The 11,838-nt window shown below is 65.0% G+C and carries 11 protein-coding genes and 1 other RNA gene; 2 read left to right on the top strand and 10 right to left on the bottom strand.

All coding sequences use genetic code 11. The annotated features are described in order from the left end of the window. Positions 1-2: 2 nt before the first annotated feature. From HALZIN_RS0104215 to ffs, 7 genes are all read right to left on the bottom strand, one after another. On the bottom strand, positions 3-452 hold the full coding sequence (locus HALZIN_RS0104215; protein ID WP_031383000.1) for a YcgN family cysteine cluster protein: 450 nt from the start codon (positions 450-452) through the stop codon (positions 3-5). A gap of 43 nt (positions 453-495) precedes the next feature. Then, positions 496-786: a YcgL domain-containing protein gene (locus HALZIN_RS0104210; RefSeq protein WP_031382999.1), complete on the bottom strand. Its 291-nt coding sequence runs from the start codon at positions 784-786 to the stop codon at positions 496-498. A gap of 22 nt (positions 787-808) precedes the next feature. Beyond that, the gene (rnd, locus tag HALZIN_RS0104205; RefSeq protein ID WP_031382998.1) at positions 809-1,957 is read right to left on the bottom strand and encodes a ribonuclease D; all 1,149 of its coding nucleotides are present in this window, start codon (positions 1,955-1,957) and stop codon (positions 809-811) included. Positions 1,958-1,989: 32 nt separating this feature from the next. After that, positions 1,990-2,595, bottom strand: a complete 606-nt coding sequence (recR, locus tag HALZIN_RS0104200; RefSeq protein ID WP_031382997.1) for a recombination mediator RecR — start codon at positions 2,593-2,595, stop codon at positions 1,990-1,992. Then, positions 2,595-2,921 (bottom strand): YbaB/EbfC family nucleoid-associated protein, encoded by a 327-nt coding sequence (locus HALZIN_RS0104195; protein ID WP_031382996.1) that lies wholly within the window; start codon positions 2,919-2,921, stop codon positions 2,595-2,597. The genes recR and HALZIN_RS0104195 overlap by 1 nt, the downstream gene beginning before the upstream one ends. A 65-nt stretch (positions 2,922-2,986) precedes the next feature. Further along, the gene (gene dnaX, locus HALZIN_RS0104190) at positions 2,987-4,831 is read right to left on the bottom strand and encodes a DNA polymerase III subunit gamma/tau (RefSeq protein WP_031382995.1); all 1,845 of its coding nucleotides are present in this window, start codon (positions 4,829-4,831) and stop codon (positions 2,987-2,989) included. Positions 4,832-5,002: 171 nt separating this feature from the next. Continuing rightward, positions 5,003-5,099, bottom strand: an RNA gene (ffs, locus tag HALZIN_RS17355) — signal recognition particle sRNA small type. Positions 5,100-5,325: 226 nt separating this feature from the next. On the opposite strand from ffs, the gene HALZIN_RS0104185 reads away from it, so the two are divergent. Together HALZIN_RS0104185 and HALZIN_RS0104180 are read left to right on the top strand one after the other, a co-directional pair. Continuing rightward, on the top strand, positions 5,326-6,549 hold the full coding sequence (locus tag HALZIN_RS0104185; protein WP_031382994.1) for an ATP-grasp domain-containing protein: 1,224 nt from the start codon (positions 5,326-5,328) through the stop codon (positions 6,547-6,549). Positions 6,550-6,582: 33 nt separating this feature from the next. Next, the gene (locus HALZIN_RS0104180) at positions 6,583-8,604 is read left to right on the top strand and encodes a hypothetical protein (RefSeq protein ID WP_031382993.1); all 2,022 of its coding nucleotides are present in this window, start codon (positions 6,583-6,585) and stop codon (positions 8,602-8,604) included. A 113-nt stretch (positions 8,605-8,717) separates the two neighbouring features. On the opposite strand, the gene HALZIN_RS0104175 is transcribed toward HALZIN_RS0104180, so the two are convergent. The 3 genes from HALZIN_RS0104175 to HALZIN_RS0104165 are packed head-to-tail and all read right to left on the bottom strand — an operon-like array spanning position 8,718 to position 11,664. Further along, a complete protein-coding gene (locus HALZIN_RS0104175; protein ID WP_031382992.1) occupies positions 8,718-10,235 on the bottom strand; it encodes a tripartite tricarboxylate transporter permease in 1,518 nt (505 codons plus the stop codon). Beyond that, positions 10,235-10,687 carry a tripartite tricarboxylate transporter TctB family protein gene (locus tag HALZIN_RS0104170; RefSeq protein ID WP_031382991.1) on the bottom strand — a complete coding sequence of 151 codons (453 nt, stop codon included), beginning with the start codon at positions 10,685-10,687 and terminating at the stop codon, positions 10,235-10,237. Before HALZIN_RS0104170 ends, HALZIN_RS0104175 begins: the two co-directional genes overlap by 1 nt. After that, on the bottom strand, positions 10,684-11,664 hold the full coding sequence (locus tag HALZIN_RS0104165; protein ID WP_422723641.1) for a Bug family tripartite tricarboxylate transporter substrate binding protein: 981 nt from the start codon (positions 11,662-11,664) through the stop codon (positions 10,684-10,686). Before HALZIN_RS0104165 ends, HALZIN_RS0104170 begins: the two co-directional genes overlap by 4 nt. Positions 11,665-11,838 lie beyond the last annotated feature (174 nt).

Genomic DNA, 11,838 nt, shown 5'->3' with positions numbered 1-11,838 from the left:
CGTCACTCGTCGATCGACAGGATGTCGATGATGCGATCTTCCCAGTCGGCTTCGCCGATGGCGTCCTCGGCGATCGCGAAACTGGCAACGCCGATCCCGGCACGCTGCACGCTGCCGGGATCGCCCGAGACCAGTGGATGCCAATCGGCCAGCCCACGCCGCTCCGATAGACGCCGATAGGCGCAGCTCGCCGGCAACCAGCGAAACTGCGCGACCCGCTCGCGAGTCAGCGGCACGCAGCCAGGTACGCGCGCACTGCGGTTGGCATAGTCGCCGCACCGGCACGTGTTGATATCGAGCAGCTGGCAGGCGACATCTAGGGTGGCGATGTCGCCGCTCTCTTCGTCCTCCAGCTTGTGCAGGCAACAGCGCCCGCAGCCGTCGCACAGCGCCTCCCACTCCTCGCCGGTCAGTTCGGCGAGCGGGTAACGCTCCCAGAAACGCTCTCGCAACACACGCACTCCCCGGTCGGCGATGCGACACCGACCATGCTGGCTAGTCGGGCAGCTCGGCCGGCGCCCGATACAGCTTGAGTAGATAGTCATCCTTGCCCGGCGGCATCTGCAGGTAGTAGCCCTTGTCGGCGATGGCCGCCAGCACCTCGCCGGCATCGGCCCGCGCCAGCCGGCGCTCGGGGCCCAGCAGCAGGGTCAATACCGGCTGCGGCTTGCCGAAGCGCTCGAGCAGCGCCTCGGGCACCGCGTCGAAACCCTGGCGCTTGTCGACGAACAGGTACATCTCGTCCTTGCGCGGGCTACGGAATATTTCGCATAAACGCTTGTCCATCCTGGCGATCCTCGTCGCGTTGCTATACCGGGCCCCGGGCATCGGCAGCGGCGCCATCGAGCGCCTGGCGCAGCGGCTCGGCGAGCAGCTCGCCGCGCCAGCCCTCGGGCAACGGCAACGCCCGGCCCTCGAGATCGGCAGCCACCAGCGCTTCCAGTTCGCGGCGCCGGGCCAGCACCTCGGGCGCCACGCCGAGCCGCTCGGCGGTTTCGCCGACACAGCGCTTGAGCCGCTTGAGACGCTTCTTGAAAGGATCCGACAGCGGCGACGGCAAGGTCGGCGGCAGTTCGGCCTCATCAAGTTGCGCCGCCTCGCGAACCAGGGCCAGCAACGCATCGCCCTCACGCTTGACCAGGCTCGGCTTGATGTCCTCCACGGCCGCCAGTTCGTAGCGGTTGGCCGGCATGCGCTCGGCCACGGCGAACAGCACCTTGTCGCTGACCAGCCAGTTGCGCGGCAGGTTGCGGCTACGCACCTCGGCTTCGCGCCAGGCGGTCAGGCGCCGATAGGCAGCGATCGAGCGCGGGCTGAGCCGCCACAGCTGGCGATGGCGGCGAAACCACTCGCCGTCGCTGTCCAGGCTGCGCTGAGCCTGGGCCACCAGCGCGGCGCAGTCGGCTTCGAGCCAGCTCAGTCGCTCAAGTTCCAGCAGCGCCTGGCGCTGCGCCTCCCAGAGCGTCGGCAGGTAGATCACATCGAGTGCTGCATAGCGCCGCTGGGCCTCGCTGAGCGGCCGCACCAGCCAGTCCGAGCGTGTTTCGCCCTTGGGCAGGCTGTCGCCGGTCCAGTGCTCGACCAGCCGCTGGTAGCCGATCGCCGGGTCTTCGGACAGCAGTCCCTGGGCCAGTTGGGTATCGATCAGCGGCTGCACCACCACCCCGCTCCAGTTGAACAGCACCTCGAGATCCTCACTGCTGGCATGCAGCAGCTTGACCGGCCCTTCGGGGCCCAGCAGCCGGCATACCGCCGGCGTCGCGGCAAGCGCCTGAGGATCGACCAGGTAGGCATGCTCGCCAGCCGACAGCTGAATCAGCGCGGCCACCGGATAAAAGCTCGACTCGCGGAAGAATTCGGTATCCACGGCCAGCCAGCGGACGTCGGCGAGTTCGTCGCAGACCGCATCGAGGGCATCGGGGGTGTCTATCCAGTGACTGATCGGTTCCTGGGGCATGAATGTCCTGCAGTGAATGAAACGAAGAGCGGTCAATCGCCCTGGAAGGGCAAGCGACCGTTGAAGGCGCGGCTGAGGGTACCGCCGTCGACGTACTCGAGTTCGCCGCCCATGGGCACGCCATAGGCCAGACGCGACAGGCGCAAGCCGCGCTCGCGGATCTGTTCGGCGATGTAATGCGCGGTCGCCTCGCCCTCGACCGTGGGGTTGGTGGCGAGTATCACCTCCTCGACACCGCCCTCGTCGAGCCGCGCGTCCAGCAGCGCGAGGCCGATGTCGTCGGGGCCGATGCCGTCCAGCGGCGAAAGGTGTCCGTGCAGCACGAAATAGTGGCCGTGATAGCCCCCGGCATCCTCGATCGCCAGCATGTCGGCCGGCGATTCGACGATGCACAACAACGCACCATCGCGCCGTGCACTGCGACACAGCGTGCAGGTCGGCTCTTCGGTGAGGGTCCGGCAGCGCTGGCAGTAACCGACCTGCTCGAGCGCCGTGCCGAGCACTTCGACCAACCGGCGTCCGCCGTCGCGCTCACGCTCGAGCAGGTGCAACGCCATGCGCTGGGCGGTGCGCGGGCCGACGCCCGGCAACACGCGCAACGCTTCCAGCAAGCGATCGACCAGCGGTGAAAAGCTCATCAGAACGGCATCTTGAAGCCGGGCGGCAGATTGAGCCCCTCGGTGGCTTCCTCCATCTTGGCGCGGGAGCTGGTCTCGACCTTGCGCACCGCGTCGTTGACCGCGGCGGCCAGCAGATCCTCGAGCATCTCCTTGTCCTCGTCCATCAGGCTCGGGTCGATGACCACCTTGCTGACGTCGTGGCGCCCGTTCATGGTCACCGAGATCATCCCGGCGCCGGCTTCGCCGGTCACCTCGGACTTGGCGATCTCTTCCTGGATGCGCTGCATCTTTTCCTGCATTTCCTGAGCCTGTTGCATCAGGTTGCCCATTCCGCCCTTGAACATGGCGATCACCTCGTGGCTATGGCTGTCGATTGACGTGGTTGGCGCGTCGGGTCGCGGCATCGCAACTACCGGGCCGTCGGCGTCCCGGCCTGCGGCGCGACGCTCTGCTCGAGCAGCCGCGCGCTGAACGTCCGCTCCAGTTCCTGGATATGCGGGTCATCGCGCAACGCTTCAACTGCCTGGGCATGACGCTCGCGCGCCTCGCGGTCGCTACGCGACCTGGGAGTCTCGATGGCCGCCGGCAGCTCGGCGGAGTCGATGCTGATCCGCCGTTCGATGCCTGCCGCCGCCAGTGCCTTGCGCACCCGTTCGACGTGCACCTCGGCGTTCATGGCCGCCTGACCGGGGTCGAGACGTAACTGGAGCGTCTTGCCATCGTCGTGCTCGACCATGCAGTGCGCCGCCAGGTTGCGGGTCAGCCCGGACAGCGAAAGGCGCGGGAACAGCTCGAGCCAGGCGACATGATCGATCCCCCCCGGCGCGGCGTGCACAGCGTCCCCATGGGCTTCACCGATCCCCGGGGGCTCGCTCGGCGCGGCGTCTGACGGCTCGGGAAATGCAGGCGCCTGCGTAGATGCCTGATCAGCGAGCTGCTCGTCGGCTTCCCAGGGCGGGCGTTCGGCGGCCGTCGGCGGCGATTCGGCGGGTGCCGGCGGCGTTTCGTTCGGCGCGTCGGATATCGGCATCACCGCGCGTTCCTGCTGGCTGGCTGACGACTGCGCCATGCTTCCGGCGCCCCCCTCGCCGGGCGACGCCTCGCCGGGCGCAGCCTGCGGGGTCGAGTCGCCGCGCAACGGCAAGGGCGTCTGCGGCGGCCTGGGCACCCCCTGGGGGCGAAAGGCGAGCATGCGCAGCAGGGTCATTTCCAGCGCGGTGCGCGGCTCCGGCGTGCTGTCCATGTCGCTGCGGCCCTGCAGGCCGATCTGGTAGTAGAGCTGAACGTCCTCGGCAGTGAACCGCGCCGCCAGCGCCAGCAGCGTCTCGCGATCGCCATGCCCGTTATCGAGCGCATCGGGCACCATCTGGGCGATCGCCAGGCGATGCAGGATGCCGGTCAGATCGTCGAGCACGCCGGCAAAGTCGGGGCCCTGCTCGGCCAGGCTGGCGATCTCGGCGAGTACCCGCGCGGCATCGACCTCGGCCAGCGCCTCGACCAGCGCCAGTAGATGGCGATGATCCAGCGTCCCCAGCATCGCCGCCACATCCGCGTGCTGGACGCGCCCCTGGCCGAAGGCGATCGCCTGATCGGTCAGGCTCATGGCGTCGCGCATCGAGCCCTCGGCCGCCTTGCCGAGCAGCCACAACGCGGGCTCCTCGAAGGGCACCGACTCGGCGTCGAGCACCTTGGCCAGGTGTTCGACGATCCGTTCGGGCGGCATGTTCTTGAGCGCGAACTGCAGGCAGCGCGACAGCACGGTCACCGGCAGCTTCTGGGGATCGGTGGTGGCGAGCAGGAACTTGACGTGGGGCGGCGGCTCCTCGAGCGTCTTGAGCAGCGCATTGAAGCTGTGGGTCGAGAGCATGTGCACCTCATCGATGAGGTACACCTTGTAGCGCCCCTGCGAGGGGGCGTACTGCACGTTGTCGAGCAGCTCGCGGGTATCCTCGACCTTGGTCCGCGAGGCCGCGTCGACTTCGATCAGGTCGACGAAACGTCCGTCGTCGATGTCCCGGCAGGTCGAGCATTGGCCACACGGCGTCGAGGACACGCCATTCTGGCAATTGAGGCACTTGGCGAGAATCCGCGCCAGGGTGGTCTTGCCGACCCCGCGCGTGCCGGTGAACAGGTAGGCATGGTGGAGACGCCCCTGATCGAGGGCGTTGATCAACGCTCGCTGGACATGCTCCTGACCAACCAGCTCATGGAAGGTGCGCGGCCGCCATTTGCGGGCCAGTACCTGATAGCTCATGCAGCGCGGAAGTCCTTGCGGCTGGGTCGGGTCGGCCGTGAGGCCCCCGAGGATATGCGCGAACAAACGTGGCGACGCCGGAGCGACGACGTATTCGCGTCGAATCGATTCATTCTAGCGGTTCGCCGCAGGGGGGAAAAGCGAGGTTTCGGGGATCGGAAATGGAGGCGGCCCCATCAGCCACATCCCGGCACACGCAGCCACCACTACCGTTGCTCCCTTCCGGGCCTGGCGGGGTTTGCGGTTTAGCGTTGCGAGAGGACCGACAGGGCCACCATAGTCGATTGTTCAAAAAGCTTTCAGCAACACCTTCGAAGCCTTTCGACAACCGCGAACCGGCAATCTGCTCAATGACTTGCCAAGTGCGAGGCGCACTATAACAGTGGCCCTTGGCCCTCGCAAGGATAAACCCCGAGCGAGCAAGAGGCACGCATTGTAGGCTAGGCTAGGGGTGGCGAATCTGATCAACGAACAGCCCACGGAGGGCATGGACCATGGATAAGAACCCCAGCAAGGGTTACGTCGCATTGCTTGGCTGGAGCCTCAACGCCGTCGAGGCCGCCGACAACTTCGATCGGCGTTACGTGGTCGTCGCACCGGAATGGGCCGATGACTACTGCAAGCAGCATGACATCCCGTATGTCCCCTGGAACTTCGAGCGCCTCAACGACCGTTCGATGGAGATCGCCGAGACGCTCAAGGAGATGGGCGTCGACGTTGCGATTCCGCTCTACGAGGAAACCGTGGAATGGGCCGGGGCGATCAACTCGGTGCTGCTCGACAATCCGCGCCTCTATGGCCAGGCGCTGCTGCTGCGCGACAAGGCATTGATGAAGCGCCGCGCCCAGTTGGGCGGCATCCGCGTGGGGATCTTCGAGGAGGCTCACGACCGGGACGACGTGATCCGCTTTCTCAAGCGCGTCAACCAGACGCTGCTCAAGCTCGACGGCGACCCCAACGACCCCATCCACCTCAAGGCCTTCGACAAGGCCGGCTGCCTGGGTCACCGCGTGATCCGGACGCCCGACGAGGTCGATACCATTCCCGATGAAGAATTTCCGGTGCTCATGGAGTCGCACCTTGATGGCTGGGAGTTCGCCGTCGAGGCGTGGATCCACAATGGCAAGATTCGCTTTCTCAACATTTCCGAGTACGTGACCCTGGGCTATTCGGTATTCGTCCCGGCAACCCCCGAACTCGAGAAATACCGCGAATCGATCACCCGGCAGATCGAGAAGCTGATAAAGACCTTCGACATCGACTTCGGCTTCGTCCATCCCGAGTACTTCGTCACCAGCGATGGCGAGATGTACTTCGGCGAGGTCGCCTACCGTCCGCCCGGTTTCAAGGTCTTCGAACTCCTCGAGCGAGCGTACGGCTTCAACGCCTACCAGGGGCTGATCCTGTCCTTCGACCCCAAGACCACCGAGCAGGAAATCACCGACTTCTTCCCCCGCGAAGTGGTCGACGCCAAGGGTGTCGCCGGCTGTTTCGGCGTCTATCCGCGCCGCCGTGTGGTCAGCCGCCTGGAGATGCCCGAAGAAACCGAGGATCATCCCTACTTCGAGTCCCATGAGCTGACCGCGCCGGTCGAGGAAACCGTGACCAAGCGCACGGCCTTCGGCACGCACTGGGGCCTGCTGTACTTCTTCGGTGACGATCCGCACACCATGCGCGACCTGCTCAAACGTCAGGAAGACCTGGATTTCTATGTATAATCGCGCCCGTACCTTTGGGCACAAGGAGCCCTTGTGACGAGCTACGACGAACACACCGCGGACAGCGCCAAGCTGGATGAGCTGCTGGCAAAGCTCGACGAGGCCATCGAGATCCTCGCCAAGGCGCGCGACTTCGCCAAGCCCGGCAAGGTACGCCGGGCCTTCGACAGCGCCCGCAAGGTGATGCTGCAGCCCGGCGGGTGCGCCGCCATCGAGGCGCGGGCCCAGGCGATCGAGGCGGCCGGGGTCTTCAATGGCTCCGACTGGGCCCAGCCGCAGATTCTGGTGCCTTCGCTGACCGTACACTCACTGCAGAGCGGCGCGAACGATACCGTAGTGCTCGAGGCACTGAGCGAGTTGCGGCTGCTGGCCGTGGCCCATGGCCGCTACGAGCACTCGCTGATCTCGGCCGAGCAAGCCCACCATTATCTGACCCAGGTACTGGCGATCAACCTCGAGCTGCTGTTCACCGCGCCCAGCGAGGCCGAGCGCGAGACCCAGGGCCGGCTGGCATTGCTGACGCGCTCGCTTTTTGCGCACCTGGCCGAAACCATCGGCTACGAGCACGTCATCGACCAGTTGATCGATGAGATCTGGCGCATCCTTCAACAGCGGCCGATCCAGGTCGATTCGATCAAGCGCATGATCACTCAGATCGCCCTCTGCCAGGCCAACCCCGACATCGACCTGGGCAACAGTGGCCAGGGCGCCGACCGGCTGGTCAGCAGCCTGTTCGGCGCGACTCAGGCGTCCCGCGAGGATCCGGGGGTCGAGGTCTACCTCGAACGTTTGCAGGCGATGGATAGCGGCGCCCTGCAGTACGAAGCCACCGGCTTCGCCCGCGCCATGCACGATACCGGGCTGGTCTCGGCCTATCATGCGGTGCTGTTGCGATACCTGCTCGACCACGGCGATCACTTGCTGTCCGAGGCGCTGGGGCTTTCGGCGACTGGCCGCGATTGCCTGCTGTGCTATCGGCAACTGGTTCAGGCGCTTATCGAGGAAGGCGTTTACGCCGCCACGCCGCAGGCGGTTTACGGTCTGGCGCTGATGCTCGAACGCGGCATCCTCTATCAGCCGCCGGTCGCCCCGGCGCTGTGGCGGCAGATAGGACTGCCGGTGTCGGCCTGGTCACAGGAACGCATTCGCATGGCCTACGGCGATGCGGTAGCGCCACGCGCGCGGCTGCTCGAGGGCGTGCTGTGCATGCTTGGCCTGCCGCTGGGCGTCGGCCAGGGCAACAACCCGACCTGCCAATCGGCGCGGGCGCTGTCGATGTGGGCCTACAACGACCCCGACTACCTATTGCAGATGGTCGCCTGGGCGGCCCGCGACGATGAGATCATCATGCACTTCGAGGGCATGCCGCTGTCGTCGATGGCCAGCCTATCCGGCGTGGCCTCGAATCTGCCACTGGATCTCGATCCGGTATCGCTGATCGTGGTGCCGCATCTCGATCGCATTTATGCCGAGATGGGCCGGCGTTGCATCGGCCGCGAGGGTGACCCTCATCGTTGGGTCAATCCGGAATTCCATGGCTGGTGGGCCGGCCGCGGGTTCCGCATCAATGTCGATGTGGAAACCGGTCAGCTCCACGAACTCGAGGAGTTCCTGCGCCATTTCTATGCCAGTTATCACCCCTACTACAACGGCAACCAGCCGTTGATCCATCCGCAGCCCGCAGGCATTGCGGTGACCGACAGCGCGGCGCGCTTCATTGGCTGGCACGCCATCACCCTGCTGCGGGTCAATCTGGATCCGCAGGACGTGATGCGCGCCTATTTCTTCAATCCCAACAACGACAGCGGCCAGGACTGGGGCGACGACACCAAGGTCAGCACCTCGGGTTGCGGCGAGCGCTTCGGCGAGGCCTCGCTGCCCTTCGAGCAGTTCGCCTCGCGGCTGTACATCTTCCACTACGACCCGCTGGAGCATGGCGAACTGGCCAACATTCCCCAGGAGCAGCTCGATCGGGTGATCGGCCATGTCTATCGAAGCTGGGGCGCCGACCGGGTCCCGGCCGCCGAACTGCAGGCGCACAGCGGTCCGCGTTGAACGCACCGCTGAGTTGCACCCACGCTTCTTGATTATTCGACCACCCGGCATGCAAGACGGCCCCGCCAGCAAGCAGCCAGCGGGGCCGTGATTCTTCAGTGCAGCGCGGACGCTCAGTCCGGCTGATTGCCGGCGGCCGCCTGCATGCGGCGACGCAGGATCGGGCCGACGATGACCGGCAGGATCAGCCCGGCGATCGCCACGATCCACAAGCCCAGCGCCAGCCCGCTGTCCCACAGCACCGTCCAGTCACCGTCGGAGAGGGTCAATGCATGGCCCAGATTCTTCTCCATCTCCGGCCCCAGCAGCAGACCGAGGATGATCGGCACCATGGGAATCTCCAGCTTGCGCAGGAAGTAGCCGAACACGCCGAAGGCGACCATGAAGTACAGGTCGAACGCCGAGTTGCTGATCGAGTAGATGCCCACGAAGGCCACCATGGTGACGATCGGCAGCAGGTACATTGGCGGCACCGACAGCAGCTTGACGAAAATGCCCACCAGCGGAATGTTGAGCAGCAGCAGCAGGAAGTTGCCGATCAGCAGTGCCGCGATCACGCCCCATACGATATCCGCGTTCTGGGTGAACATCAGCGGCCCGGGAGTGATGTTCATCGAGATCAGCAGCGCCAGCAACACGGCGGTGGTGCCGCTGCCCGGCACGCCCAGGGTCAGCATCGGCACCAGCGCACCCGACGAGGCGCCGTTGTTGCCGGCCTCGGGGCCGGCCACGCCGCGCGGGTCGCCCTGGCCGAAGTAGCCTTTCTTGCCGATGATCTTCTTCTCGACGGTATAGCCGATGAAGCTGCCCAGCGAAGCGCCGGCGCCCGGCAGCACGCCGGCAATGAAGCCGAGGACGCCGCCGCGAATGCTCGACGGCATGATTTCACGGATGTCTTTCCACGAGAGCTTGAGCTTGTTGACGACCATCTTCCCCTTGCCGCCACCGGCACGCTCCTCGATGAAGAACAAAAGCTCGGAAATCGCGAACAACCCGACGATGGCGATAATGAAATCGACCCCTTCGTAAAGTTTCAGCATACCGAAGGTATAGCGCTGGGTGCCGGTGGCATCGATGCCCACCGTGGCGATCATCAGGCCAATCGCCGCGGCCAGGATCGTCTTGACCGGGTTCTTGCCGGTGATGCCGCCCAGGGTGGCGAAAGCCAGCACGAACAGCGCGAAATATTCCGCGGGCCCGAAGGTCAAGGCAAATTTGGCCAGGATCGGCGCCAGCAGAATCAGCCCGACGGTGGCGATCAAACTGCCCATGAACGAGGCGATCGCCGAGATCGCCAGGGCTTCGGCCGCCTTGCCCTTCCTGGCCATCGGGTAGCCGTCGAGGCAGGTCATCATCGCCGGCTCGTCACCGGGAATATTAAGCAGGATCGACGAGATACGGCCGCCATACATGGCCCCGGCATACACCGCCGTGAGCATGATCAGAGCGGTTTCCGGGCGCAGGCCCAGGCTGAAAGCCAGCGGGATGAGGATGGCCACCCCGTTGGCCGGGCCGAGACCGGGCAACGCGCCTATCAGGGTACCCAGGAAGGCCCCGATCAACGCGAACATCAAGTTATGTGGCTGAAGCGCGACGCCAAAGCCATCGATCAGATACCCCAGGGTTTCCATCAGCTTCCCTCCAATACGCCAAGCAGACCCAGCGGCAAGGCCAGGTCGAGACCGTAGGTGAACAGGGCAAAGACCACGATGCCCGCCACACCGCCGGTCACATAGGCGCGCACCGGAGCAGCACCCATGCGCCAGCACAGCGTGCCCACCGCCAGCAGGGTGGAGACGATAAAGCCCAGCGGCTCCAGCAGCAGCGTGTAGGCGATCAGCACCAGCACGGCGATGACCAGCTCCAGCGCCGTGCGGCTCTTGGGCCAGGCATTGTCGGGATCCGGCTTGACGATCAGGTAGAGGCTGGAAAGCACCAGCACTACCGCGATGATGATGGGAAAGGTCTCGGGCCCGATGGCCTCCGACCCGCCGAACGGCACCGGGAACTGCGTGGCACCCCAGCCGTACGCGACGGCCAGGGTGAGCATCAGTATTCCGAAGATGCGGTCGTTGAGTGTCATTTAATCAGCCCGATGTCCTTGGAAAGCTTTTGGATATCAGAGATCTGGGTCTTGACGTACTGCTCGAACTTGGCGGACTCCGGATGGAACGGCATCAGCCCGTTCTGTTTCATGACCGACTTCCACTCTTCGCTCTTGTACACCGTATCGATCGCATTCACCCAGTACTGCTTGGCTTCCTCGGACACATCAGCCGGCATGTAGAAGCCGCGCCAGTTGGCACCGATGGCGTCGATGCCCTGCTCCTTGGCGGTGGGAATGTCGCTGAGTTTGCCGGGCAGGCGCTCTTCGGCCAGTACCGCCAGCACGCGCAGGTCGCCGGACTCCATGAACCCCTGGGCCTCGGAGATATCGCCGGTGAAGGCATCGACTTGACCGCCGACCACCTGGGTCATCGCTTCGCCACCGTTGTTGTACGACAGATAGGGAATCCGCGGCAGGTTGTCGACGCCGGCCGACTGCGCCGCGATCAGCACCTTGAGATGGTCCCAGCCACCCTTGGCGCTACCGCCGGCGAACTTGACGCTGCGCGGATCCTTCTTGAGCGCATCCATCAGTTCGTTGAGGTCGTCATACTTGGAATCCTTGGCGACCGCGATGATGCCGTAGTCGGCGCCCAGCGCTCCGAGCCAGTTGACCTGTTCGGCGTTCATGCCCGGAAACTGGCCCTGGGCCAGGCGGGTGGTAGTGGCGGTCGAGGCCGCGACGAGCAGCTGATCGTCGCCGGCGCGCTTGCTGACGGTATGGGCGTAGGCCACACCGCCTCCGGCACCCGGCATGTTGACGGTCTGCACGCTGCCCGGTACCAGGTCGAGCTCCTCGAGCACGTTACCCACGCTGCGGCAGGTGAAGTCCCAGCCGCCACCCGGGTCGGCGGGCGCGATACATTCCACCTTGCCTTGCGGCTCGAAGGCCATGGTCATGCTGCTGACCAGGGTCAGCGAAGCAGCGGCAAGAAGCTTGAGAGGCATTCTCATCGACATTGTTCTAGTCCCCTTGAAAAGAAAAGATGAGCGAAAGGATCGCTTGCAGGAACTCGACCGCTGACCTTACAATTCCGTAAGGAAGAATGGCGTTCCTCAGGATGGAAATTAGGCGGATGCCTTCCACGAGTCAACGCCTATCCAGGGGCTTAATACCAAAGTTGAACC

The sequence above is a fragment of the Halomonas zincidurans B6 genome (assembly GCF_000731955.1).
Taxonomy (GTDB): Bacteria; Pseudomonadota; Gammaproteobacteria; order Pseudomonadales; family Halomonadaceae; genus Modicisalibacter; species Modicisalibacter zincidurans.
The sequence above is the reverse complement of the archived record's forward strand: the minus strand, read 5'-3'. Positions and strand labels throughout refer to the sequence as shown.

Excerpts from the sequence above, each read along its gene's own strand:
- HALZIN_RS0104210 (WP_031382999.1), bottom strand. The coding sequence starts at position 786 with ATGGACAAGCGTTTATGCGAAATATTCCGTAGCCCGCGCAAGGACGAG.
- rnd (WP_031382998.1), bottom strand. The coding sequence starts at position 1,957 with ATGCCCCAGGAACCGATCAGTCACTGGATAGACACCCCCGATGCCCTC.
- recR (WP_031382997.1), bottom strand. The coding sequence starts at position 2,595 with ATGAGCTTTTCACCGCTGGTCGATCGCTTGCTGGAAGCGTTGCGCGTG.
- HALZIN_RS0104195 (WP_031382996.1), bottom strand. The coding sequence starts at position 2,921 with ATGTTCAAGGGCGGAATGGGCAACCTGATGCAACAGGCTCAGGAAATG.
- dnaX (WP_031382995.1), bottom strand. The coding sequence starts at position 4,831 with ATGAGCTATCAGGTACTGGCCCGCAAATGGCGGCCGCGCACCTTCCAT.
- HALZIN_RS0104185 (WP_031382994.1), top strand. The coding sequence starts at position 5,326 with ATGGATAAGAACCCCAGCAAGGGTTACGTCGCATTGCTTGGCTGGAGC.
- HALZIN_RS0104175 (WP_031382992.1), bottom strand. The coding sequence starts at position 10,235 with ATGGAAACCCTGGGGTATCTGATCGATGGCTTTGGCGTCGCGCTTCAG.
- HALZIN_RS0104170 (WP_031382991.1), bottom strand. The coding sequence starts at position 10,687 with ATGACACTCAACGACCGCATCTTCGGAATACTGATGCTCACCCTGGCC.
- HALZIN_RS0104165 (WP_422723641.1), bottom strand. The coding sequence starts at position 11,664 with ATGAGAATGCCTCTCAAGCTTCTTGCCGCTGCTTCGCTGACCCTGGTC.